Source organism: Pseudomonas sp. KD5 (assembly GCF_012932895.1).
GTDB lineage: Bacteria > Pseudomonadota > Gammaproteobacteria > Pseudomonadales > Pseudomonadaceae > Aquipseudomonas.
Genome location: NZ_JDWJ01000002.1, coordinates 312,602 through 335,387, shown reverse-complemented (window position 1 = coordinate 335,387; position 22,786 = coordinate 312,602). Strand labels below are relative to the sequence as shown.

The 22,786-nt window shown below is 58.2% G+C and carries 22 protein-coding genes and 1 pseudogene; all 23 read right to left on the bottom strand.

Annotation, left to right across the window (positions count from 1 at the left end):
* Positions 1 to 14: 14 nt before the first annotated feature.
* The 23 genes and pseudogenes from AF70_RS05260 to AF70_RS05150 all read right to left on the bottom strand — a co-directional run bounded on the left by AF70_RS05260 (position 15) and on the right by AF70_RS05150 (position 22,395).
* Positions 15 to 1,085, bottom strand: a complete 1,071-nt coding sequence (locus AF70_RS05260) for a MupA/Atu3671 family FMN-dependent luciferase-like monooxygenase (RefSeq protein ID WP_028940596.1) — start codon at positions 1,083 to 1,085, stop codon at positions 15 to 17.
* Positions 1,069 to 2,376, bottom strand: a complete 1,308-nt coding sequence (locus AF70_RS05255; RefSeq protein ID WP_019578939.1) for a cytochrome P450 — start codon at positions 2,374 to 2,376, stop codon at positions 1,069 to 1,071. The genes AF70_RS05260 and AF70_RS05255 overlap by 17 nt, the downstream gene beginning before the upstream one ends.
* Positions 2,366 to 3,313, bottom strand: coding sequence for a 3-oxoacyl-ACP synthase (locus tag AF70_RS05250; protein WP_028940597.1), 948 nt, complete (start codon positions 3,311 to 3,313; stop codon positions 2,366 to 2,368). Before AF70_RS05250 ends, AF70_RS05255 begins: the two co-directional genes overlap by 11 nt.
* On the bottom strand, positions 3,310 to 4,101 hold the full coding sequence (locus AF70_RS05245) for a hypothetical protein (RefSeq protein WP_230173721.1): 792 nt from the start codon (positions 4,099 to 4,101) through the stop codon (positions 3,310 to 3,312). The genes AF70_RS05250 and AF70_RS05245 overlap by 4 nt, the downstream gene beginning before the upstream one ends.
* Positions 4,102 to 4,160: 59 nt before the next feature.
* The gene (locus AF70_RS05240; RefSeq protein WP_028940598.1) at positions 4,161 to 5,279 is read right to left on the bottom strand and encodes an acyl-CoA dehydrogenase family protein; all 1,119 of its coding nucleotides are present in this window, start codon (positions 5,277 to 5,279) and stop codon (positions 4,161 to 4,163) included.
* Between the two features lie 40 nt (positions 5,280 to 5,319).
* Positions 5,320 to 6,306, bottom strand: coding sequence for a 3-oxoacyl-[acyl-carrier-protein] synthase III C-terminal domain-containing protein (locus AF70_RS05235; RefSeq protein ID WP_028940599.1), 987 nt, complete (start codon positions 6,304 to 6,306; stop codon positions 5,320 to 5,322).
* Complete coding sequence (locus AF70_RS05230; RefSeq protein ID WP_028940600.1) at positions 6,290 to 7,111, bottom strand: alpha/beta fold hydrolase; 822 nt, start codon at positions 7,109 to 7,111, stop codon at positions 6,290 to 6,292. The genes AF70_RS05235 and AF70_RS05230 overlap by 17 nt, the downstream gene beginning before the upstream one ends.
* Before the next feature lie 9 nt (positions 7,112 to 7,120).
* Positions 7,121 to 7,600 (bottom strand): hypothetical protein, encoded by a 480-nt coding sequence (locus AF70_RS05225; RefSeq protein WP_019578933.1) that lies wholly within the window; start codon positions 7,598 to 7,600, stop codon positions 7,121 to 7,123.
* Positions 7,597 to 8,724, bottom strand: coding sequence for an acyl-CoA dehydrogenase family protein (locus tag AF70_RS05220; protein WP_028940601.1), 1,128 nt, complete (start codon positions 8,722 to 8,724; stop codon positions 7,597 to 7,599). The genes AF70_RS05225 and AF70_RS05220 overlap by 4 nt, the downstream gene beginning before the upstream one ends.
* The gene (locus AF70_RS05215; protein WP_028940602.1) at positions 8,721 to 9,125 is read right to left on the bottom strand and encodes a VOC family protein; all 405 of its coding nucleotides are present in this window, start codon (positions 9,123 to 9,125) and stop codon (positions 8,721 to 8,723) included. The genes AF70_RS05220 and AF70_RS05215 overlap by 4 nt, the downstream gene beginning before the upstream one ends.
* A 123-nt stretch (positions 9,126 to 9,248) precedes the next feature.
* Positions 9,249 to 10,766, bottom strand: coding sequence for an AMP-binding protein (locus AF70_RS05210; protein WP_019578930.1), 1,518 nt, complete (start codon positions 10,764 to 10,766; stop codon positions 9,249 to 9,251).
* Positions 10,735 to 12,288: an AMP-binding protein gene (locus AF70_RS05205; protein ID WP_019578929.1), complete on the bottom strand. Its 1,554-nt coding sequence runs from the start codon at positions 12,286 to 12,288 to the stop codon at positions 10,735 to 10,737. Before AF70_RS05205 ends, AF70_RS05210 begins: the two co-directional genes overlap by 32 nt.
* Positions 12,289 to 12,543, bottom strand: a complete 255-nt coding sequence (locus tag AF70_RS05200; protein ID WP_008010488.1) for a phosphopantetheine-binding protein — start codon at positions 12,541 to 12,543, stop codon at positions 12,289 to 12,291.
* A complete protein-coding gene (locus tag AF70_RS05195) occupies positions 12,521 to 14,116 on the bottom strand; it encodes a class I adenylate-forming enzyme family protein (RefSeq protein WP_231508976.1) in 1,596 nt (531 codons plus the stop codon). The genes AF70_RS05200 and AF70_RS05195 overlap by 23 nt, the downstream gene beginning before the upstream one ends.
* An 11-nt stretch (positions 14,117 to 14,127) precedes the next feature.
* The gene (locus AF70_RS05190) at positions 14,128 to 15,105 is read right to left on the bottom strand and encodes a 3-oxoacyl-ACP synthase (protein WP_028940603.1); all 978 of its coding nucleotides are present in this window, start codon (positions 15,103 to 15,105) and stop codon (positions 14,128 to 14,130) included.
* A gap of 1 nt (position 15,106) precedes the next feature.
* Positions 15,107 to 16,015: a hypothetical protein gene (locus AF70_RS05185; RefSeq protein ID WP_019578926.1), complete on the bottom strand. Its 909-nt coding sequence runs from the start codon at positions 16,013 to 16,015 to the stop codon at positions 15,107 to 15,109.
* Positions 16,016 to 16,025: 10 nt separating this feature from the next.
* On the bottom strand, positions 16,026 to 17,333 hold the full coding sequence (locus AF70_RS05180; protein ID WP_026331650.1) for a hypothetical protein: 1,308 nt from the start codon (positions 17,331 to 17,333) through the stop codon (positions 16,026 to 16,028).
* Positions 17,314 to 17,619 (bottom strand): hypothetical protein, encoded by a 306-nt coding sequence (locus AF70_RS05175; RefSeq protein WP_019578924.1) that lies wholly within the window; start codon positions 17,617 to 17,619, stop codon positions 17,314 to 17,316. The genes AF70_RS05180 and AF70_RS05175 overlap by 20 nt, the downstream gene beginning before the upstream one ends.
* Before the next feature lie 518 nt (positions 17,620 to 18,137).
* Positions 18,138 to 18,377, bottom strand: a pseudogene (locus AF70_RS29645) (fumarylacetoacetate hydrolase family protein); the annotation flags it as partial.
* Between the two features lie 36 nt (positions 18,378 to 18,413).
* On the bottom strand, positions 18,414 to 19,157 hold the full coding sequence (locus AF70_RS05165) for a proteasome-type protease (protein WP_026331643.1): 744 nt from the start codon (positions 19,155 to 19,157) through the stop codon (positions 18,414 to 18,416).
* A gap of 80 nt (positions 19,158 to 19,237) precedes the next feature.
* Positions 19,238 to 20,035: a transglutaminase family protein gene (locus AF70_RS05160; RefSeq protein WP_019578893.1), complete on the bottom strand. Its 798-nt coding sequence runs from the start codon at positions 20,033 to 20,035 to the stop codon at positions 19,238 to 19,240.
* The gene (locus tag AF70_RS05155; RefSeq protein WP_019578892.1) at positions 20,032 to 20,982 is read right to left on the bottom strand and encodes an alpha-E domain-containing protein; all 951 of its coding nucleotides are present in this window, start codon (positions 20,980 to 20,982) and stop codon (positions 20,032 to 20,034) included. Before AF70_RS05155 ends, AF70_RS05160 begins: the two co-directional genes overlap by 4 nt.
* Positions 20,983 to 20,985: 3 nt before the next feature.
* The gene (locus AF70_RS05150; RefSeq protein WP_007938225.1) at positions 20,986 to 22,395 is read right to left on the bottom strand and encodes a circularly permuted type 2 ATP-grasp protein; all 1,410 of its coding nucleotides are present in this window, start codon (positions 22,393 to 22,395) and stop codon (positions 20,986 to 20,988) included.
* Positions 22,396 to 22,786: the final 391 nt, after the last annotated feature.

The following is a 22,786-nucleotide window of genomic DNA, read 5'->3' as shown; positions in this document are numbered from 1 at the left end:
ACAACCTCCTTTTTTTACAGTAATGTCGCGAGTGTACGTAGCGTTGTTTCAACACTGTCCTGCGGCATGCCAAAGTCCACCAGTCCCGCCACTTCGTCGATGCCCTCACGCTTGAGCTGTTTCAGCTGCTCCAGGCATTCTGCGGCGGAGCCAAACAAACCGTAGTGGTTGAGGTACTTTTCCACTCCCCATTTGAGTGCGTAGGCCTGCTTTTTGTCAGTGGCCTCCTGATCAAGCGCAGAAGGTTCATTGAGGTTGTCAGACAGCTGCATAAACGCGCGCAAATAGCCCGTGAGGGCCGGTCGCAGACGTGGCAACAGCGCTTCCCGATCCTCTCCGGCCTGGGTATGCATCATCAGCGTGACCTTGCCGGCCGCTGGGTCCAGCCCGGCGTCTTGGCGTGCAAGGCGATAGCTGGCGCAGTTTTCCTGCAGCTGTTCACGGGTTTGTGCAATCAGGTGCGTCAGCACATTCAGGCCGCGTTTTCCGGCCTCGCTGAATAACAAGGGATTGCTCCCCGTCGTGACCCAAACCGGAATGGCGGCTTGATAGGCGGGCGGCCAGGTTTGCAAGGTGACCGGTTCCGGATGTCCCGGCAGGGACAGTTCGTGGCGCGTCACGGATTCGCCGCGCCACAGCGACTGAATCTGCGCCAGAGAGGAGAAGAGGACCTCATGACGCTGACGGTAATTTTGCGCCTTGAGCACAAAATCATTACGTTGCCAGCCCGCAGAAAACGCTACGCCGACCCGGCCGCGAGAGAGGTTATCCACCAGCGCCCACTCTTCAGCAACGCGCAGCGGATCATGCAGGGGGAGCACCACGCTACCAGCGCGTATCGCGATACGCTGTGTACTGGCGGCCAGCGCGGCGCTGACGACGGAGGGATTAGGAAACATCCCTCCGAAAGTGTGGAAGTGTCGTTCAGGCGTCCAGATAGCATGGAAGTTGAGCTCATCCGCCAGCCTGGCGGTGCTCAGCAACTGCTCATACTTTTCCGCAAAGCTGTCCCGGGCCACGTCCGAAAAACAGAATACGCTGAGTTGCGGGATGGCATCTCCCGCCAGGTTAGGCGATGCATTCATGCTGAGTGACCCTGTCCACGGATTCGATGGTGAAACAGATAGCGCCTCTGGGCATCACATTCAGCCCATAAAACGGCGTGAGCGCGGCGGGCGGGGTCGATGGTGCCAGGGCGAAGTGGCAATGGCTGCAAAGTGTTTCAATGGCCGTGGTGAGTTGGTCCAGTGCGAGCGCCATGCCTACGCAGTTGCGTTTACCCACGCTGAAGGGCACAAAGTGCTCCCGCGCAATTTTCCGGCCTTCAAGAAAACGTTCTGGCCTGAAACTCAGGGGGTCGGACCAATAAGCCGCATTGCGATGGACCAGCCAGGGTGAAAACAGCACTTTGGTTCCGGCCGGCACGCTGACGCCGTCGATCTCCAGCGGGGCCAGGGTGCCGCGCTCGAAAAAAGCCGTAACCGGGGTCATGCGCAGCGATTCCTTGACGATGGCGCTGGCCATGTCGCGCGTCCCGTGGCGGGCCTCTTCACGCACCTGGTTCTGGTAATGCGGGTGTTGCGACAGGTGGGTCAGGCACCACAGCAGCGCGATACCGGTGTTATCCACGCTAGCGACCAAATTGCCCAGCAACATGCTGATCGCCCGTTCCCGTTCCTGCGGATTGGCCTTGATATCGAGCGCTTGGCAAAAGCGTTGCAGCATGTCGACGTTGCCGCCGCCGTCGCCAGTAATCAACGGCCCGATCATTGTCTCAAGTTCCTCGCGGAACGCGGTCAGGGCCGGGTGCTGGCATAACGCGGCATAATCCTCGGTCGGCTCATCGACAATCAGTTGCAGGTAGATCCTGCGAAAGTGATTGATCAGGCTATCGAGCTGCAGAGGACTGAGCGTGGAGCCGACGAACCCTTGCGCGACGCACATCAGCGCCCATTGCAGGCAGATCTCCTGCATGGAGTCTTTCTCAGGGTCCTGGAGAGTGTCCACCAGCCACTGAGCGGAGTGTTGGGTGCCTTGTTTGAGCAACGCTGATTTGGGATTGACCAGCGGAGCGGTCAGCTTTCTGGCCAGGTGCCATTCTTCACCTTCCCTTGCCGTGATCAGCGACTGGCCCAGCAGTACCCGCCTGACTGAATGGCCATTGCCGAGCTCCTTGTGAAAGCTGCTTTCGTTCTCAAGGAAAAAACGGATATGTCGAGCGCCCGCCAGCAGCAGCACTTCATCCTTTTCCTCACCGATCCAGACCTTGTCCCCGTGCTGGCGAACGGCACTTTCAGCAATTTTCAGAAAGCCCAGCTGCGCAAACTTGGCCGCGGACGGCTTGACGATCGCAATAGCATTGGAGTTATTGAGCATGGACTGCCTCCGGCAAGGCGTCTGAGGTAATGGCGGCGCAACCTACCCAGCCGCCCAGGCCCACCGACAGCAGCAGGGCGGGGCGGCCAGTATCCTGAGGGGCGTAGCGGTCGAGCAGTAACAGAGGGTCTGCGGTATAACAGTGCCCGCATTGGCTGAGCAGGTCGGTGGCGACCAATCGGTCGCGGTTTTCTGTATGGCGCAGCCAGGTTTGCCAACTGAGGCGGTTGACATTGTGTGGCAGCAGCCAGGCACGCTTGCGCACGTCTTCGGGGTAGGACGACAGGGCATGCTCCACCAGATGGTTGTGGGACTGATAGAAGCGTTTGGTGTCCTCGCGAGTACCGTCCAAGCCTTGCCAGAATCCGGGGTGATAAAAGCACTGGATGCCCGACACCCTGCGTTGACCGCCACCTGGTTTGAGCAAGGCGGCCACGAAGCCATCGGCAATCATTGTGCAGCCCGGGATATAGCGTTCAGCCAGGTCAAAGTCGGCGAGCGTGTCGCCTGCCAGTAGCGCCACGCCGCGGTGCTTGCCGCTTGCCAACAACCGTTCGGCCAGCCGCAACCCCCAGAACAAGGTGGCGCAGTTTTGCTGGTTGAGGGTCAGCAGCGGTGCATCCGCGGCGATAAAGTTTGACCGCCGCCGCAGGGATGGCAGGTTGACGCTTTGGCGCAAGGAGGGAGAGGGCAAGCCCTGGATCAGGATGACCGCATCAATCTTCTCACCTTCGTCCAGGCTGTCACCCAGTTGCTGCAGCAAGGCATGAAAACAGCCTTCGGCGCTTTCTTCATTCGCCAGGGTTGATGCCTCCCGCATGCCGAACAGTTGGCCAAATGTTCGGGCTTCTGACGGACTGCCGCCGCGATGCGCGACGACCTCGTCGAGGGACACGCGGGCAGATGGAATATATGTGGCCAGGGAAGCAATGTTCATCGTGGACCCTCTTCGGCTGCGAGCCCGCACAGGCTGATCCCGTTATCATTTTCGCTGATCAGCAGATAGTCACGTTGCGGCTCCCAGAAGGTGCGCAGCGCAACGAAAGGGGCCGCGCACAGCAACTTCGGGTTGACGGCAAACGAGCGAGCGCCGGCATGCGCAGCCTCCAGTAGCCGGGCAGGGCCGATCAGAGTCAGGCGTTCCTTGGTCAACCCCAACTGCTCAACAGCATGCGAAAGGTACCCGCTGGACCATTGCGCAAGGCGCGCGCGCCTGAACCCCCGGTAGCGCAATCCGCGTTGCTGCTTGTTGAACAGGCAAACGCAGGCATTGTTTTCCGGTTGCAAGGCCTCCATCAGCGGCGAGAAATACATCAGGTTTTTCTGCTCGGCAATCAGCAAAAGTCCATCTTCGTCCTTGCCAGCCAGGCAGTCATTGAGGCCGTCCAGCGCATACAGACCCGCGTCCGGTCCGCGATCGCTGATCGCCAACGCAAGGCAGGCGGAAAGTCCCAATTGATGGATGGCGGCATTCACCACCGAACTGCCCATGTGCAGGTCTGGTGTCCAATGCGCCATCAGCACGGTTTTCACCCGCGCAGGCTGGATGACGGTGGCCAGTTGGGGCAGCAGCACGGCGATCATATCGCTGAAGGAGGCGCGCTCCGTGCTGGTGACCCACGCCAGCGCCCGATCGTCCTGCGGGCTGAGCGTCTCACCGTTGGCCCGAAAGAAATGCTGCGTATAAGAACGCCAGTGCGGGATATGGGGGTCCGACTCGGGCATGGCCGGATCAGTATGGTGAAACGACTGGAACACGATATCGGCAGGATCGAGGCAGAGTGTCACAGGCTGGTCCCTTGGGTTGCGGGCGGACGGAAGCTATTGAGCAGGTGGATGTTGCTGGTGCCCTCCATGTACTCGAACGCAAAGCTGTCGCGATAGCGCTTGCGCAGCAAGCGATCTTCCAGCCAGTCGTCGTGGCTGAGCCAGTGGGGCAGGTGGCACGCGGCTTCCTCGACCAGGCGGGTGGCATTACGTTTGAGCTGACTGGTGAGGGCATGCTGATGCTGGCCGTTGCTATAGCCTTCTGCCACGGTCAGCATTTGTTGGTAGATCGCATGATATTTTCGCCACAGCCGCGCGACCGAGCGCCGTGCCATGGTTGGCAAGGGACGGGTGTCGAGGGCGGTAAGCAGGCCAAATGTGGTGCCCAGCGCCATGGCTGCCACCATTGGCCGATGACGCTCGAATACCAGGCTCAGGGAGTTGAGCCCCTGCAGGAGTTCGCGGCGCTCGTGCCCCAGGATGTCGTCTTCCTGGACGCGATAATCCTTGAACGTCAGGCGCGTTAAACCGGCGCCCGCCAAACCGACGGTGCCCAGTGGCTCACGCAACAAGGCAGGCTCGGCTTCATCGGGGAAGACCATGACCAATCGCTGGCTATGTTGATAGCGCGCAAACACAAGGCCGGCGCTTGCCAGCATGGCGCCCCCGATCAGCTTTTTGGTGCCGTTGAGCCGCCAGCCCTGTTCACTATGCGTGAGCTCAGTGGCGATAGCCCCGGCATCTGAACCTATTTCGGGTTCCGTGACGGCAAAAAATGTCCAGGCCGGGCGTTCGGCAAAGCAGGCAAAAAAACGCGTCTGCTGCTGTTCATTGCCCAGGGTCAGGATGGCCCGGGTACTGAGTGACGCACCCGGCAACAGCATCATGGCGCTGGCGTCCGTTCGGCTCAGGTACTCAATGATTTGCAAGTGCCGGGGATAGCTGACATTGGAAAATGCCGGCGTTTCCCAGGGATTGAACCGTGAAGGTATGCCGATACAGGCGAGGCTTCTGAGCTCCGGGTCATCCAGATAGGCGATCGCCAGTTGAAGGTTGTTTTCCTCGAGCTGTCCGACGGCAAGAAGTCGCTCTGACAGCGCGTAAAGTTGTGGATAGTGGCGGGTGATATCGCTCATAGATGGTTGCGTTCGCGTAGAGGAAGAACTAGGCAATAACTTAATTCGGCCTCATATCCGGGTATTGCTTGAGGTTGCAAAAGACAGGGATTTCATTGCCTGCTGGTAACTCAAGTAACAGCGAGGAAAAGGTGGCACCCATTCCGACGCTGACCAGCATCACTTTGGCGCCGGGAGCGAGCTGTTGCCCACGAACGAGTGCGGCCAGATTGAGGTAGGGGTCCGCACCGAAACAATGGCCATAGCGGGGAACATTCTGCAAAAAAACCTTTGTGCGGGGGATGGTGAGTGCGTCGGCGATTTTCTGCCAGGACGACAGGTTGACATTGTGCGGGGCTATCCAGTCCAGAGCGTCCAGGGCGCAGTCGAAATGCCGCGCTGCACGGCGCATGGCATTGCTGAGGAACGCGAAATAGGCATCGGCGAATTCCGGGTTGGTTCTTGGTTCATTTCCCTTGTGTTGACTGAACTGGCCGGCCTGCTCGCTGTGCCGGGCAATGACCCTGGCGCGGTCTCCCGACCGGCCGAGCAGCACGGCGCAGCCGGCTTCGCCCATGATGGTGGTGTCATCCAGCAACTCTACCTTCGGGTGGAAGGCTTTTTCGCCGATCAGCAGCAGGGCGTATTCCCCGTCATTGAGGCGGCTGCACAGATACTCCACGCCCGACAACGAGGTTGCACAGTGGCCCATCGTCAGGCTGCCGTACTCGGTGTCATGGGCAAACCCGCATGCGTCGAGCACGGCCCTGCCGGTCTTGTGAAACGGGCGCAGGGTCGGCACGGTGTGCGCATGCACCACATGCCGAACGCGCGCGACGACGTCAGGATGAGTGACGACGAATTGTTCCAGGAGCTGGCGTATCAGGTCATCCACCGTGCCGGGATGACGCGGGAAGCTGTCCAGGCCGTAGAAGCGTGAAAACATCCTGACATCCAGCGCGGTCAACCCAAGAGTGAGGCCAACCTCGGCCAGTGACTTGCGCTGCTCGGGAATGTGAATGGTGATGGATTCAATATGCCCCAACATGGGTGTTCCCTTTTTCATGGTCGGCGTTTTTTGCGCGGAGAAACCCGGCCAGCACCTGCTGGGTACGGTGATGCGAGAGAATCCCCAGGTGGCCTGTATTTTCGATGATATGCAGCTGGCTACCCGGCAATTGAGCATGGATTTGCCTGGCGTCGGCAGGGTTGATTCTTTGGTCTTGCGTGCCGTGCAAGATGAGTGCGCGCACCCCGCGAAAGGTGTATGGCTGTGCGGTCTGCAAATCGGCGGATATGGGGTACCGGCTTTGGTAATAGCTACCGAGCAGTGGCAGGTAATGTTCGTCTGCCTTGAGCAACGCCAGGTAATGCTGCAACAGGCTGGACAGTGACGCCGGGGCTGAAAGCAGCGCCACGCGGTTGAGGGTAAAACCCAGCCAGTGGGCCATCGCCGTGATGATCCCGCCGGCCGAATGGGCAACCACGGTATCGAACGGGCCGTATTTGGTCTGCATTGCCAACAGTAACGAGCACTGACCGGGCAAATCGCAGTTGGCCGGCGCGTGGGGGTCATGGCCCAGCAGGAAGGGTGTGTAGACCCTGTATCCCTGGGCCTGCAGCACTGCTTGCAGGTCAGACATCATCATCGGATGACCACCCCAGCCGTGCAGCAACAGCGCGCTTTTGGCCTGTGGGTCGTGGTTTTCCTCTATCAGCACCCGGCTGCGGTATTCGCCGCAGGTGACCACCTCGGTCTTCATGGTCGCCAGCTGTCGCGACTCAGCCGGACGCATCGGCAGCGGGGTGGGTTTGGCCAGGCGCTCGATCAGTGAGGCAAACTGGGTATCCATTGTTTCCCCCTATGCTTGTGCAGAAAAGATCAGATAGTGCAGCGTTGCCAGCTGGGGCGCGGAATCACCACTCAGGCGCTGCAGCGGGTCATACAGATACAGCAGGCGTTGCCCGGGTTGAAGCAGGGTGCTTGCCAGCGAACCGGCGTATTGCGGATCAAATTGCCCACTGCATATGCCCCAGATTTCGATGAAGCCCGGGCATTGGGAAATCAGGCTTTGCAGCAGGGGAGTCGCACCGCGCGCCGCCGGGTGAAGGCTGTCGTAAACCAACTGTGTCGGATACGGCTCACTGATGACGCTGCGGCACAGGTCCACAGCGGCCTTTGAGTGCAGGCGTTCGCCGCAATCGATGTGTGGCCAGTGTTGATACCAGCGCGCCCGGGTCGGTAGCTCCCGGGTGGCAATAAAGTGCCGGCTGTCCGGCGTGATGGCTTCACAGGTACTGACGATATTCAGTTGACCCTGCACGAGAGGGGCGATAGTCATCGGCACTCCTGGCTGGCTTGTCGGGGTGAAAAACTCTGGTTCAGTCGGTGGATCTGTCGTGTGCCTTCGGTGTACTCAAAGGCTTTTACATCACGAAATGCCTGCCACAGGGTTGCCGGTACAGGCTGAGTGTCTGCGGGGAAAGCATGGATCAGTTGGCTGACAATTTCATCGGCTAGGATCACACAGGCGGTTTTCACCATGCCGGGGCTTTTCCCCGGGCTTTGTTGTGCATCTGCTTGCTGACAGACCATCGACGCTTCACGGTAAGCGGCATACCAGCGACGCTTCATTTGCGACAGCCGTTGTGACTGTGCCGGGGTCGGCGTGACGCAGGCTTGCCACTCGTGCAATGCGCGTCGCGCCACACCCAGCGCCAGGGCACCGACACAGGGGCGTAGCGCATCGAACGTAGCCATCGCCGACTGCGCAAAACGCTGGGTCGGTTTCAAGTGCTGCCCGAGCAAATCCTCTGCCGGGATAAACAGATTGTCGAACTGCATCAACGCCAGGTTTGCACCGTCAAGCCCGGTCAACGCAAGGCGATGGCGGGTGATGGCCGGGTCTTGTGGCGAAAACAGAAAAGCATTGATCCCCAATTGCCCCGGTGCGGTACGCGCAAACAACACACCGGTTTCAGCGATGACTCCATTACCGATAAACATCTTGCGCCCGGAGATAAGGTACCCGCCGTCAACCGGTGTCGCCGTGGTCTGCATGGCCCCGGCATCGCTTCCCTGCGTGGGTTCGGTCATCGCAAAGCAGGACCAGCACAATGCCTGTTGGAACTGGCCGAAAAAGGCATCCTGCTGCTGTTCGTTGCCCAGCCCGGCAACGACATAGGCCGCCATGCTCGGCCCGGGCGCGCTGAATATCAGTGCTGGGGAGACGAAGCCGATCTGTTCGTGGAGTTCATAGCGTTCGGCCAGGCTGATCACCTGACGGCTTGGCGGTACCTGATACCGTTGAGGCAGGCCGAGAGAGTTCAGCGTCGGGGCGAACGACCACTGCCCCATGATCTGCCGTGTGTCGCCGAAGTTGCGCAGTTGGTCAGCAATCTGCTGGGCGTCTGCGCCCAACGGGCAGGATTGCCCGGCGAACGTGTCATCGTAGAGTCGACTCATAGCGGGCCTGACATGATTTCAATAACCCCGGCATCTGGGTGATAGAGGTGGCTGGAGCGGTGGTTGCTGTCAAAGGCGTTGAACGGGCGTGTCAGTACGATCCAGCCGGCGCTCTTCATGACTTTGAATTGCTCGTCAAAGTCATCGACCTCAAAGCAGATGTGGTAGGGCAGCGACGACTTGCCGGATTTGGCCAACAACTCGCGCAAGGGGAGATTGTTTTCCAGCGGTTCGACCAACTCTATCTGGCTGCGCCCTTCAACAGTTTCCAGCAGGGTGATGAGCACTTTTTGTGCGGCAACATATTCTTTGTATCGGACGATAACCGGGAAAAACGGTTTAACCGCGACAGCCGTTGCGTCGCTGTCGCCAACCACATAACCGATATGACTAAAACGCATCGCGACGCCCTTATCCTTGGGGAAAACGATTTACGCCGGCGCCTGTCCGGCGCCGGTGCATGGAGTGATGTGCATTTTCGCCGTGGTGGCGGGAAGTTTTTTATATGTGCTTGCAGGTGGCCATCAGCTTACGGCCAGCGGCTCTTTGTGCTGATCCACCAATTGTTGGCGGTCGATCTTTCCATGCAGTGTCACGGGGAAGGTCTGACAAAAGAACATGGATTTGGGGATCATGTAAGCCGGTAGCTGTTCTGCCAGGAACTGACGCAGTGCGGCGCGGTGGGTTGCACTGTCCTCGCGTAATTGAATAAAAACTTGCAGGTCGATGACCTTGCCTTCTTCCTTGATCGGCACTGCGCAACACTGGGTGACCCCCACATAGCGGCACACACTGCTTTCAATTTCGGCCAGCTCGATACGGTTGCCGTTCAGTTTAAGTTGGCCGTCATCCCGGCCGTGGATAAACAGGGATTGTTCTTGATCCACAAACCCCCGGTCACCGGTGGCGTAGTAACGTCCGAACTCGTCATGGCTGAATGCACTGTTACGCGGGTCATCCTCAGGCAGGTAGCCCAGTGCGACTTGCGGGCCGTACAAACGCACCTCGCCCATTTCGCCTGGGGGCAAACTTTGACCCTCGGCATCCACGATCCTGATCTCGGTCAACCCGCAGGCTGTGCCAAGGGATAGCAGGCCTGAGTTGTGCTCGGGCGGCTGGCCAAGCTCGAAGGTATGGGTCATGCCGGTGGTCTCGGTCGGGCCATAACCGTGCATCACCTCCAGGCCCGGGAAGCGCGCCTGCAACTGGGTCACCAACCCCAGCGAGGCGCGCTCGCCGGCCATAAAGAACCGCTTCAGATCCGGAAACTGCTCCCCGTTGAACAAGGGGTCCTTCAACATCAAATCGACAAAGCTCGGCGTGGAAAACCAACTGGTGACCGGGCTCTGCGGGTAGCGCGACATCAGGCGGATATTTTGCCGCGGCAACATGTTGTGGCGGTGATCCAGCATCAGCAAGGCTCTGCCCTCGCACAGCACCGGGAAAAGATCCAGCAAGCCCATGTCGAAGGAGAAGCAGGCATGGCTCACATGGCATCCGTGTGCGATACCGTCGCGGATCATCGGACTGTACCAAGTCGAGAATGCGGCGAAGTTCTCATAGCTGACGACGACGCCCTTCGGTTCACCGGTACTGCCCGAGGTGGGGAGAATATAAAGGGCTGGCTGGGTCAATTCAGGTTCGAGTGGCAGTGATCCCGGGTCGCCATTTTCCAGGGTCGATGTCACCCATTGTGGCCAGCGGTCCAGACCCTCCAGCCTCTGTGGCGTCGCCGTGAGGATCAGCTCGGCTCGGGTCAGCCTGGCAATCTTTTCAATCCGCGGGACGGGGTTGGACTGGTCGGTAAAGCTAAAGCAGCAACCCTGGCTGATACACGCCAGCATGGCGGCCACGGCATCCAGTTGTTTATGGCCGTGAACCAGCACGTTACGGCCAGCCCACGGCGCGAGCACCTGGGCAATCGCGGCGGTGCGCACACCAAGTTCGGCAAAGCTGTAGGTGCCCTGCTCGTTGATCAAAGCGGTCGCGGTGCTCTGATCTTTCAGCCGCTCAAACAGCGGTTTGATTTGCGATGAAAACATATTTTTCTCCGTTTTCCAAAGCCAGTTGGCGGGCAGCTGAACGATCCAGTTTGCCGTTGTGATTGAGTACGGTGCGGGGGGTGCTGTACCAGTAACGCGGGATTGCCCACGGGGGGAAATGGGCTTGCATGGCGTGGCCAAGTTGTGACAGTTCGCAGGTTGCATTGAGGATCACGCAGGCCTGGATTGCCTCTGCGTTGCCCTTGCGCCAATGCGGCTCTACCACCACATCGGCGACCAGGTTGCGGTCGCGCAGGAAGCGTTCGATTTCATGCAGGTCAATACGGTGTCCCTGTATTTTGACCTCGCCATCTTTACGCCCCAGGAAGTAATACCAAGTGCCATCAAACAGGCCGATATCACCGGTGGCGTAAGTGGCTTGCCCATCCTGCCGGCTGAAACTGGCCTGACGCGCAGGTGCAGCATTGAGATAGCCTGGGCCGACACACTCGCCACTGATCAACAGTTGCCCCCGGCCCGAAGCGTCAAGAGGTTGGGTAAGGTGCAGCGCCGCGCCCGGTCTGGCGCGGCCGATCGGCAGGGGCAATGACGAAGCCACCATGTCCGGGGTAATCAACACTTGCGAAGCCGCCACGGTACATTCGGTGGGACCGTACGTATTGAACACCTCACAGCCTGGAAAACGCGCCCACAACTGGGTGACAATCTCTTTGGGCAACGTCTCGCCGCAGAAGATAAACCGGCGTAACTGCGCCAGTGTTTGCGTATTGAAGGTTGGGTCCAACAAGTACAGACGCGTCATCGACGGCGTCGATACCCAGCAGCTCAGCGCCATGTGTGCATGCTGGGCAATCATCTTGCGGGTGTTGATCAAGTCTCGATGGTCGAGCACGGACAGTGGTTGCAGAAACTGCCAGGCGAGCCAGATTTCAAACAGGGAGACATCGAAGCAATACCGCACATTTCCTGTGATAGCCCCATCAAGTGGAAAGTCGCTGCGTATCCAGGCCACGAAATCGACCAGATTGGACAGGCTGATCCGAATGCCCTTGGGTTCCCCGGTTGTCCCCGAGGAAAACATGATGTAGGCCAGCGGGGTGTCGGTCGCGCTGTCGAACTGCCTGCGGGTGTCGTCCAGTAAATGCAGCAGCGCTGCATGGTCATGGTGCTGCCAGGGCAAGGCGGCGAGGGCAATCACCTTGGCATTGGCGGCGCACAGGGGGAGGGCGTCGGTGTTCAGGATCAAGCTTGCCCCGACCGTACGGGCAATCCGTTCCAGTCGCTCGGGAGTGTTGTCTGACTCCACCGGCACAATCGGACAACCACACAGCAGGCAGGCCCACCAAGCCGCCAGAAAATCGAAGGACTTGTGGCCATAAACCAATACCGGCGCCAGAGGTGTCTCGCTTCGAGGCTGCTGGCGGACTATTTCAATGGCGATATCCTGCGCGCGCTGAGCAAGCGCCGCATAGCTGTACGTCAGTGAGTGGTGGCGCCAGGCAGTATGCGGTTGATCCTCAAAGCGCATAAACACCGTTATGAGCTCAGACCAGGCGTCCATTTATGCTGCCCGGCTGGCGAGTTGGAGTTCAATGAAGTTCGACAGGCTGCCCACGGTTTCGAAGTGCTGGAATTCCAGTGTGGCAGGGTCGAGCACCAAGTCCTCGATGCGCTCCTCAAGGTACATGATGAGTTCGATATATAAACCGCTCTCAAACCCCAAGTCGCGCTCCAGGTGAGTCCGGGCACTCAGCTCCGAGAGGTTTGACGTTTCCAGAACCAGCCCGATGGCTTCAATGATGGTTGGCGTATACATGTTGGCTCCCTGTTTGTTGTGTGCTCCCGACGTTCAGGTTGTTTTCCCGGCGCGGCAGAAGGGTGGATAGCTGGCCGCGGTCAACTTTCCCGTTGTTGTTTTTGGGCAAAGCTTCACTGAAGTAATAGCGGTGGGGCCGTTTATAGGCTTCGAGATGGGTCTGGCAAAAGGCTTTGAGCAGCGCAGTGTCCAGGGGAGCAACGCATTCGATACAGGCCACGATTTCATCGCCGTAAACAGGGTGGGCGACACCGATCACTGCGACCTGCAGCACCCCCGGCATGCGCTTGAGTACGCCCTCGACTTCCCTGGGGGCGACTTTTTCGCCATTGGTTTTCAGAATGTCATCGTTGCGCGACAGGAAATAAAGCAAACCATGCTCATCCAGCCGGCACACATCACCGGTATAAAGGACCGATTCGCCGGGCAAGGGGCCTGGCCGCAACTTCTTCGCGGTCTGCTCAGGGTTGCGCCAGTAGCCGCGCATCACGGTTGCCCCACGGATCACCAGTTCACCGGTGGCATTGCTGCGGTGTGCAACGCCTTCATCATCCACGACCCAGAGTTCAGTGTTCGGGATGGCATAGCCCACGCTGTCTTTGTGCTGGGACAACAAGGCAGGGGGAAGCCAAGTACAGCGATGGCACTCGGTCAGCCCGTACATGGAAAAAATCTCGGTTTGCGGGAAGAGCGAGGTCAGCAGATCGATATCACTGGGGTGCAGGGCCGCCGCGGTGTTGGTAATTTTGCGCAGGGAGGAGAAGTCATAGCGTTTGGCCAATGGTGCAATGATCGCCAGCAGCGTGGGAACAATCGGCAGGACGGTGGCTTTGTGCTTGACCAGCTGTTTAAGGGCAAAGAGCGGACGGCTGAAATCCTTTTCGACAATCAGCGTTGCGCCCACCTTGGCCGCCATAATCGCTTGATACAGCCCGTAGTCGAAGCTCATGGGGATCGTGCAGAATATCCGGTCGCTGGCCGCCAATTGCAGATAGCTAGCGACAGAGTCCGCCGCGCTCAGCATATTGCGCTGGGTCAACATCACCCCTTTGGGATCGCCCGTAGAACCCGAGGTGTAGATCAGGCCGGCCAGGTCAATATCCAGCGCACCTTGCACGGGCAACGGCATTGCCGGTGAGAGTTCCGCCATTTGTTGCAGGGACAGCAGTGACGAACCGCTCTCTTGCACGCCGGGCGCTTGATCAAACAGCACTTGCAGATCAGGGTTGCCGGGTGCCGATGCCAGCGCAGTAGCCTGCTCGGCCTGGGCGATCAATAGGTGTGACGCTGCGTTGTCGAGTAACCAGCCGACCCGTGCCAGCGGTGTATCCGGATTCACCGGAACAAACACGGCCTGCAAATATTGCACAGCCCAGAAGCAGACGACGAAATCCACCCCATTGGGCAGCCATACCAATACCCTGTCGCCGCGTTCAACCTGCTGCTGACGCAAGTAGGCGGCGGTATTGATCACGCGTTGATGGAGTGCGGCCCAGGTTACTGCATGCTCACCCTCGATCAGCGCCGTTTTCTCAGGGAACTGGTGTGCAGCCAGCACCAGCCATTGGGTCAAATGGGTTGTGCTCATGTCTCATCCTCATTATTCAATTCAAGAACCATGGCTGCAAAAGTGCCGGCGATGCCGGACGCCACGGCCAGAATGGGGTGAACGGCGATAGCGTTATCGCGGTGCGCCAGCAGGCTTTTCAGGTTGAGGAACGCATCACTGCAAAAGCAATGTCCCAGTTCGTAGAGATGACGACGGTAGATGATGTCCCGGGCAAAACCTGCGCCGTCGGCAATCCTGTCGAAGGTGGGCGGGCTGATGTGGTAAGGGATCAGCGTACGCAGCTCTTGAGGGCGCCGTCCTGCGTACTGCAGTGCGGTGTGTACAGTCTCAAGCATGGTGGGGATAAAGGCGTGATCGTAGGCGTTTTCACTTTCACGATCCGTCGAACGCGTACGTGTGCCGTAGGCAGCCAATTGCTGGACGTGCACGGCGCCCACGCGCAAGGTGCCGGGCGAGGGATTTACGCTGAGCAAGGTCGCGCAAAATGCTTCGCCGAAATAGCCATTTTGATCGACGTATTGCACGGTTTCGTGGAAGCATTTTTCCCCGGTGATCAATAAGCCACAGACGTCATCCTGCCTGGCATGAGCCGCAGTGAGTTTAGCGTTGAGAAATTTCAGCCCGACCAGCGCCGATGCACACGACGCCTGAGAAACAGAGAAAAACTCAAGCTCCGGGCGACCCAAGAATGTACGCAAGTCGCTGGCCAGGACGGGGACCAAGTCAAAAGGACTGGGACAATTCAGAGAGTGCGCCCAGGCCACATAGCCAATGCGCCCAAACAGTACCGGGTCACACTCGGCCTTGAACTGTTGCAACAGCCGCATGATCAGGTCAGGCAACGCCTCCCGCTCAAACAGGCTGGCCGACTCCATCCGATGAAAGCGGCCAAAGATCTTGGTGTTGCGCTCACCCCAGGCATATTTCTCCGCCAGGGCGGGCAGGGCGGTGAGATTCGCAGCGACCAGGCTGGTTATCGTGTGGATGTACATATCAGGCCTCCGCCACGAAGCCCGCGCAGACTAGAGACTTACCCTCCGGCAGCACCCATAAAATACGGTAGTTGTCCGTCGCAAGTTCTTTTAACCGGACCCAGGGGGCTGAAGAGAGTAGCGTCTCATCCCAGCTCTCGATGCGGTTAGTTGCCAACTGTGCATGCTGGCGCAACTGTCCGGCAAAACACGGCGTGGTCAGGATCAGCAGGGGCAGAAGGTTTTCCCTGGACGTGAACATATCCAACGTGACGAGCAGGGCATCCAGTGCCTGGTGCGTGGCCGGAAAAGGGACTTTTCGATAGTGTTTAAACGCGATGCTTCCGGGTTGGTCGTCGGTCTGTTCGCCTGGCAGGCCGCTCAACATCACGACGCAGGCGCTGGCCACAGGATTGAAACGGGCCAGGCTTGGGCTGTCATACATGATGGCATCCTGGTCGGCGATCATCAGCAGAGCCTTTTTCCCATGGCCGCCACGGTCCATATCGTCGAGGTAATCCTCAATGACTTGCAACGCCAGAAACGTACTGCTCAGGCCATGATCGCTGATGGCAATGCCAAAGGCGTCGTGGGAACCCGTTTCATGAATAATGGCGTTGGTCACCGAGCATCCGACCTCAACGTCCGGCGTCCAGTGGGCCAGCACCACCAGATCCAGGTCATTGAGCAGGGCCTGGTTCTCCAGCTCCCCGACCAACTGCTTCAGCATCGTCCTGAACGTCAAGTTTTGTGCGGCGCACCAACGCAAGGCATGAAAGTCCTGGGCCTGACCCGTATGGCCATGCGAATGAAAAAAGCCATTGACGAAGCCCTTCACTATGTTCAATTGCCCGTCGTCTACGGGGGGCGCATCGTTTTGCCTTTCAAATTGGCGCCACAGGATATGAGAAGCCGCAAACTTCAGAGACATGGCGATTCCTTCAGGCGTTGGCCAAAGACAAGCGCTGGCACACCTGGGGGGCCAACATGGTGTCTACGCTATCCGCCGTGCGGATCAAAAAAGCCTGGTCATTTTCGACAAGCACTTCTGCCGGGTGACCGAAGCTTAAAAAGCCCACTGGCGATGCACTGGCACCATAGGCACCGGAATGCCCGATACCGATCAGATCCCCCGAACGAAGCTCGGCGAGCATGATGTTTTCGCCCAGCAAGTCAGTGGGCGTACATAGGGGGCCGGTCACTTGATAGCGATGCTGATCGCTGTGCCGGGATGGGCCAAGACGCGCCATCGGGAAATTTCGACGGATCAACGAGTTGATGCCAGCGGCACTGCCGTGGCAGTTGGCGCCGCCGTCACACACGGCAAACCACTCATCACGGGAAGGTTTGAGGTAGTTGACCCGCGTGACAAAGATGCCTGCGCGCGCAATCAGGAAACGGCCCAGCTCAATAACGATCTTGCAGCGTGGAAAACACTGACGGTAGTTGTTCACCACAGGTAGAAGTGCCTCTCCCAGGGCGGGCAGGTCGAGTGCTTTTTCTTTGTCGAAATAGCGCACGCCAAAGCCACCACCGACATCCACAAAGTCGAGGTCTATTTCATAGGTCTGCTGAAGCGCTGCGGCCAGTGTCAGAATGTTTTGCGTGTTGTTGGCAAGGGCCTGCCAGTCAAGAATACGGGTGCCAAGATAAATATGGATCCCTGCCAGACGCAGTTGCGCAAGCTGCCCGAGAGCAGTAAATGCCTGCGGCAGCAGTTGTTCATCGATACCAAATTGCCGGGGCTTGCCGCTCATCACCAACTTGGCTTTTTCGCCGGAGAAGTCGGGGTTGATACGCAGGGCAATGCTCTGGATTACCCCCAGGCCAGCGGCAATATCATTGAGTAGAACCATTTCTTCGATGGATTCGACCACCACGGCTTTAATGCCGGCAAGGCAACACTGCGTCAACTCATTAATATGCTTACCGGGCCCGACGAAAATAATATCGCCCGGCGCCACGCCTTGGCGTAAAGCAATTTCCAACTCCACCAGAGAACAGACTTCGCAGCCCGTCCCGGCCTGATGCAATAGCGCAACCAGCGTTTTATTCGGGTTGGCCTTAAGGGAGTAGAAATAATCTATGCCTTGGGGAAGGGTGCGTTTAAGTTCTGCAAAGTCTGTTTTTATCTGTGTGGCACTGTACGCATAAAAAGGCGTGGGTACTTTATCGGCCAGCAACTGATAGGGGATGTCTTCAATTCTGTCGGTGTTGATACATTGACTATCAGGAGCAAAAGCTGACATGGCTGAATTTTCCGTTTAATAACGATTCGATTCGTTTGATATCTTTAAAGTTATCGAACAAATCGTCGTCGAGAATATCGAAGAAACTCTCGGAATTACCTGCAGTGTCGTCGACCCGCTCACCAATTGCTGTGATAAGGCCGACCAGATGTATGGAGTCCAACAACCCCTGCGGGCCGTAGATTTCGGCACCGTGGTCGATGGCCTGTAACTTATCGTGGGCAACGCCCAAGTTCTCCAGCGATGAGAGAATGAATGTCCGTGCCGTTTTTGATGAAAAGCTCATGAATGTGACACCCCTTTAAACGTCGTAAGAGTGATCATATCCGTGGCGGACACTGAGATTTGCTTGAGATTGCAGCAGGAATTGCCGCAGAATTTATTGGTCCCCCCCATTTTTTCAATACTGATTAACGAGCGATGTGATTGAACTTGCTCAAATCTATTCGGCGTTTATTTGGAGCACGACCCAGCGCCACGATGAGAGTCACGCCAGGTAATCCTTTTGTGTTCTGGGGGCGAGTGAGTGGTACCCAATAGGTCGATAACGTCGGCTTTGAAATGAGCCGGGCTTTCCTGAATCGGCTAGTCCATACCGGCTTCAGGTTGCCAGAGAGTACAGGCAGAGCATCTGTAAAAAGTTCCGCTCTGACACATCATTTAACATAATATACATTACACGTAACATTATGTTTCAGGATTGGCCCCGTTTCACACGGCTTTGCACACAGCGTTTTTAACGCTCGGAAGTAAATCATTGAAACGATGGCTCCGTCCCCGCTTCAATAAATTACTTCCGCCGGATCAGTCTGCTTGCACCGTGAACTGATGCTGTTCACCCAGCCCCTCGATACCCAGACGCATGGTCTGACCCGGACGCAGAAAGATCAGAGTCCGTGTATTACCTTTCTGTTAGCGGTGTCCGTCGACTTCCAGCCACAGGTCCAGCGTGTGCGGATCAACGATTTCATCTTGAGTGACCAACCATGGGCCGATAGGACCGAACGTATCGAAGCCTTTGCCTTTGTCCCAAACGCTGGCCCGGCCGCTTTACTTCAGCGCTGACGCAGAGTCAGCGCTTTATTGGCAGCCCCCCGACATGTAAGCGTCAGGCGGCGCCGGCAATGCGGCAAGCATGTCCTGCAGTCCGGCGGCCCATTGCATACGGATACGCATGAAATACGGGTCGTCGGCCGTGATGCGATAACTTTTTGCACCACCAAAACTGTCTTTTCTGAACACCAGCAGGTCCAGCGGCATACCCACCGACAGGTTGCTGCGCATGGTCGAGTCGAACGAGATCAGCCCACAGCGCAGGCCCTCTTCGAGTGATGTGCGGTACGTGAGGTTGCGATCGAGTATCGGCCTGCCGTACTTGCTTTCACCCAATTGCAGGAAAGGCGTGTCCTCCGTCGCCTGAATGAAGTTGCCTTGCGGGTAAATGCTGTACACATCCATCGCCCCCTCCGCGATCTGCCCACCCACCAGGAAAGAGCAACTCAAGTCGGTCTTGCCGGCCAACTTGGTACGGTCCCGGGCGACGACTTCGCGAACGGTTTCGGCCACCAGCACAGTGGCGTCATAGAGTGTGCGGACATTCAACAGGTGCGGGCCAGGCCCGCTGCAACGCTGCTTGAGCAAGTTCACCACCGATTGCGAGGTGGCCAGATTGCCCGCCGTTTGCAACACGATCAGCCGCTCGCCCGGCGTGCTGAAAATAAACAACTTACGAAACGTTGAAATCTGGTCGATACCGGCATTGGTCCGTGAGTCGGAGATGAACACCATCCCGTCGGCCAGGTGCATAGCGACGCAATAAGTCATTTGCGCTTACTCGTGAATTCTGGATGAAAGGCCATACCGTCTCCCCGACGGCATGGCCAATTACGGTGAACGTTTCAGGCTTATTGGTGCTGAACCTGAAACAGCGACGTTACTTGTACCCGCGCCAGCATCGACTCGGCCCCGCCACCACGACGCATGCCACGTACCGGGCAGGCGTCGAGGTAGTCCAGGCCTACCGCCAGTTTCAGATGGCGTTCGGGCCGGGCCAGCCGGTTGGTGACATCGAAGCTGTACCAACCATCGTCGAGCCAGGCTTCGGCCCAGGCATGGCTGGCCAAGTGGTTTTCATCTTCGGTGCACAAGTAACCGGAGACATAACGCGCAGGAATCCCCAGGCTACGGGCGCAGGCCAGGAAGGCGTGAGTGTGGTCCTGACAGACCCCGCCTCCACCCGCAAACGCCTCGGCGGCCGTGGTGTCCACGGTGGTTGCGCCCGGGTTGTAGACCATATGGTCGGCCAGGCCGTGCATCAGGTCGATCAACGCCGTTCGATCACGCCGTATGCCGCAGTGCTGCACGGCGAAGGCATTCAGGGCATCGTCCGCAATCGTCAGCTTACTGGTGCGCAAAAACGGCAAAGGCGATTGGCTGTCGCGCTCCAGTTCACGGTCCGAGTCGATATCCACCTGACCATAAGCTGTCAGTACCAAGGCCCCATGGGGTTCGTCCATCGTCAACACATGCAGGATGTTGCCGTACGGATCGAACTGGCTTCGCACCAGGCGCGGCAGTTCCAGGTGCCATTCCAGGATGCGCTGGCGTTCACTGTTCTGCGGCGTCAGACGCAGGAACTGAATGCTGGTGCAGACTTCATCGGCGTAGCTGTAGGTGGTGTCGTGACGTATGGACAGTTTCATACGGCCTCCAGATAGGACTCGTGAACGGTCTGGCCGAGATGGCGAACCTGGGAGATGAAGTCAGTCAGCCAGAGGTGCAGACCGAAGCCGAGAATCTCGTCGATACCGGTGTAGCGCAGCCGCGCATTCAACTCGGCGGCCAACCGCTGGGCGGCCCGCCCGTTGCTGCCCGGCAGGCTGGCGAGGATATGGTCCAGTTCCTCGATACAGGCGTGCAACGAACGCGGGACGTCGCTGCGCAACAACAGCATCTCGGAGACCTGCTCGGCGCCCGGCGCATTGCGGTAGATCTCGTTGAACGCCTCGAAGGACGACAAGGCCCGCAGCAAGGCACTCCACTGGTAGTAGCCGCGCGCGGAGTTGTCACTCACCTCCTCCGACTCCTCGCCGAACATTTCGTAGCGTGCATCCAGCAGGCGCAGCGTGTTGTCCGCCCGCTCAAGGAAAGTCCCCAGGCGAATGAAGCAGTAGGCATCGTTGCGCATGATGGTGCCCGAGGTCGCACCGCGGAACAGGTGCGAACGCTCCTTGACCCACTCGCAGAAATGGCTGATGCCATAGCGCGCCAGACCATTGCTGGCGATGTTGCGCATCTCCAGCCACGTGGCGTTGATGTTCTCCCACATATCGGCGGTGATGCGTCCGCGCACGGCATGAGCATTGGCCCGCGCGGCTTGCAAACAGCAATAGATACTCCCGGGGTTGGTTTCATCCAGCGCGAAGAAGTGCAACATGCGTTCGGTGTTGAGCTCACCATAACGCTCGTTGTAATCGTCCAGCGTGCCGGCGGCCAACAGCGACATTGCCAGCTCGGCGCGGCCATCGGTGCGCCCCGCCTGAGGCATCAACGACAACGAGTAACTGACTTCGAGCATGCGCGCCAGGTTTTCGGCGCGCTCCAGGTAACGGGACATCCAGTAGAGGTCCGAAGCGGTTCTTGAAAGCATGTCTTAGTCCTCCACTACCCAAGTGTCTTTGGTGCCGCCGCCCTGAGACGAGTTCACCACCAGCGAGCCTTCGCGCAATGCGACGCGGGTCAGGCCGCCGGGCACCAGACGGGTTTCTCTGCCCGACAGCACAAACGGGCGCAGGTCAATGTGGCGTGGGGCGATGCCGTTTTCGACAAAGGTCGGGCACGTCGACAGGCACAGGGTTGGTTGGGCGATATAAGCTTCGGGGCGTGCCTTGAGGCGCGCGCGGAAGTCTTCGATTTCCGCCGCCGTGGCCGCCGGGCCGACCAGCATGCCGTAGCCACCGGAGCCCTGGGTTTCCTTGACCACCAACTCAGGCAGATTCGCCAACACATGGGACAGCTCTTCCGGCTTGCGGCATTGCCAGGTAGGCACGTTCTTGAGGATCGGTTCCTCGGCGAGGTAGAAGCGGATCATGTCGCCGACATAGGGATAGATCGACTTGTCGTCGGCCACACCGGTGCCGACGGCGTTCGCCAGCACCACGTTGCCTGAGCGGTAAGCGGCGATAAGGCCGGGCACGCCAAGCATGGAGTCCGGGTTGAACGACAGTGGATCGAGATACGCATCGTCGAGGCGGCGATAAATGACATCCACCTGTCTGGGGCCCGCAGTAGTGCGCATATAGACGTGATCGTCGCGGACAAACAGATCGGCGCCTTCAACCAGCTCCACGCCCATTTCACGGGCCAGGAACGCATGCTCGAAGTAAGCGCTGTTGAAGCGGCCCGGGGTCAGCACCACGGTCGTGGGATTGTCCAGCGGACTGGAGCTCCTCAGGGTGTCCAGCAGCAGGTTCGGGTAGTGATCGATGGGCGCCACACGCTGGGCGGCGAAGAGTTCGGGGAACAAACGCATCATCATCTTGCGGTCTTCAAGCATGTAGCTGACGCCGCTGGGAGTGCGCAGATTGTCTTCCAGTACGTAGTAGCTGCCATCGCCGTCGCGGACCAGATCGACCCCGGCGATGTGGGCGTAGATGCCCCGGTGCAGATTCAGGCCCTGCATGGCGACCTGATAACCCTCGTTGGCCAACACCTGTTCGGCCGGGATGATGCCTTCCTTGAGAATACGTTGCCCGTGGTAGATGTCGTCCAGGAACATGTTCAACGCCTGGACCCGCTGAATGCAGCCCCGCTCGACCATTTGCCATTCGCTGGCCTTGATGCTGCGCGGAATGATGTCGAACGGAATCAACCGTTCGGTGCCCTGCTCGTCCCCGTATAAGGTGAAGGTGATGCCGGCTCGGTGGAACAACAGGTCGGCTTCGCGACGACGTTGATCCAGCAACTCCAGAGGTGTGTCCGCCAACCAACGCGCGAACTCCTGGTAATGTGGGCGGCAGCCACCACTCGCATCATACATTTCGTTAAAAAAAGCTCGGGACATACCCTACTCCTTGCCGCAATACAGACGGCATTTTCTTATAACTTCGCTATTTCAATAAAATCAGGCCTTACGTTGTTTTAGTGAGTACTGTTTCTGTTGAGCACCTCAGTGTGCGTCGTTAACTTCCTGTCTCATTTGGAAACAAATTCCTCGTGAATTCGGCAATCTCTTGACGCGTCCCGACGCCAGAGACTTGGCCTTTGCGGTTTGATTTCTGGCGCCCCATTTATAACGTTCCCCCATTATTTTTTTCGTTGAAAAACCACACTAGCGGTGGTTTGAAAGTACTTTTGCAAGGGCTGTGCCCAACTATTGTTACGATCGATAAAAACCGGAAAAACCATCCATCAAGCCTGAATTGCGACACATCATTTCATTTTTGAGACGAAAA

Bases quoted from the DNA above. Each gene is read 5' to 3' on its own strand.
- AF70_RS05180 (WP_026331650.1), bottom strand. From the start codon at position 17,333: ATGTCAGCTTTTGCTCCTGATAGTCAATGTATCAACACCGACAGAATT.
- AF70_RS05240 (WP_028940598.1), bottom strand. From the start codon at position 5,279: ATGAGCGATATCACCCGCCACTATCCACAACTTTACGCGCTGTCAGAG.
- AF70_RS05245 (WP_230173721.1), bottom strand. From the start codon at position 4,101: ATGCCCGAGTCGGACCCCCATATCCCGCACTGGCGTTCTTATACGCAG.
- AF70_RS05205 (WP_019578929.1), bottom strand. From the start codon at position 12,288: ATGGACGCCTGGTCTGAGCTCATAACGGTGTTTATGCGCTTTGAGGAT.
- AF70_RS05210 (WP_019578930.1), bottom strand. From the start codon at position 10,766: ATGTTTTCATCGCAAATCAAACCGCTGTTTGAGCGGCTGAAAGATCAG.
- AF70_RS05250 (WP_028940597.1), bottom strand. From the start codon at position 3,313: ATGAACATTGCTTCCCTGGCCACATATATTCCATCTGCCCGCGTGTCC.
- AF70_RS05200 (WP_008010488.1), bottom strand. From the start codon at position 12,543: ATGTATACGCCAACCATCATTGAAGCCATCGGGCTGGTTCTGGAAACG.
- AF70_RS05220 (WP_028940601.1), bottom strand. From the start codon at position 8,724: ATGAGTCGACTCTACGATGACACGTTCGCCGGGCAATCCTGCCCGTTG.
- AF70_RS05255 (WP_019578939.1), bottom strand. From the start codon at position 2,376: ATGCTCAATAACTCCAATGCTATTGCGATCGTCAAGCCGTCCGCGGCC.
- AF70_RS05225 (WP_019578933.1), bottom strand. From the start codon at position 7,600: ATGACTATCGCCCCTCTCGTGCAGGGTCAACTGAATATCGTCAGTACC.
- AF70_RS05185 (WP_019578926.1), bottom strand. From the start codon at position 16,015: ATGTCTCTGAAGTTTGCGGCTTCTCATATCCTGTGGCGCCAATTTGAA.
- AF70_RS05190 (WP_028940603.1), bottom strand. From the start codon at position 15,105: ATGTACATCCACACGATAACCAGCCTGGTCGCTGCGAATCTCACCGCC.
- AF70_RS05235 (WP_028940599.1), bottom strand. From the start codon at position 6,306: ATGTTGGGGCATATTGAATCCATCACCATTCACATTCCCGAGCAGCGC.
- AF70_RS05155 (WP_019578892.1), bottom strand. From the start codon at position 20,982: ATGCTTTCAAGAACCGCTTCGGACCTCTACTGGATGTCCCGTTACCTG.
- AF70_RS05215 (WP_028940602.1), bottom strand. From the start codon at position 9,125: ATGCGTTTTAGTCATATCGGTTATGTGGTTGGCGACAGCGACGCAACG.
- AF70_RS05230 (WP_028940600.1), bottom strand. From the start codon at position 7,111: ATGGATACCCAGTTTGCCTCACTGATCGAGCGCCTGGCCAAACCCACC.
- AF70_RS05160 (WP_019578893.1), bottom strand. From the start codon at position 20,035: ATGAAACTGTCCATACGTCACGACACCACCTACAGCTACGCCGATGAA.
- AF70_RS05165 (WP_026331643.1), bottom strand. From the start codon at position 19,157: ATGACTTATTGCGTCGCTATGCACCTGGCCGACGGGATGGTGTTCATC.
- AF70_RS05260 (WP_028940596.1), bottom strand. From the start codon at position 1,085: ATGAATGCATCGCCTAACCTGGCGGGAGATGCCATCCCGCAACTCAGC.
- AF70_RS05150 (WP_007938225.1), bottom strand. From the start codon at position 22,395: ATGTCCCGAGCTTTTTTTAACGAAATGTATGATGCGAGTGGTGGCTGC.
- AF70_RS05175 (WP_019578924.1), bottom strand. From the start codon at position 17,619: ATGAGCTTTTCATCAAAAACGGCACGGACATTCATTCTCTCATCGCTG.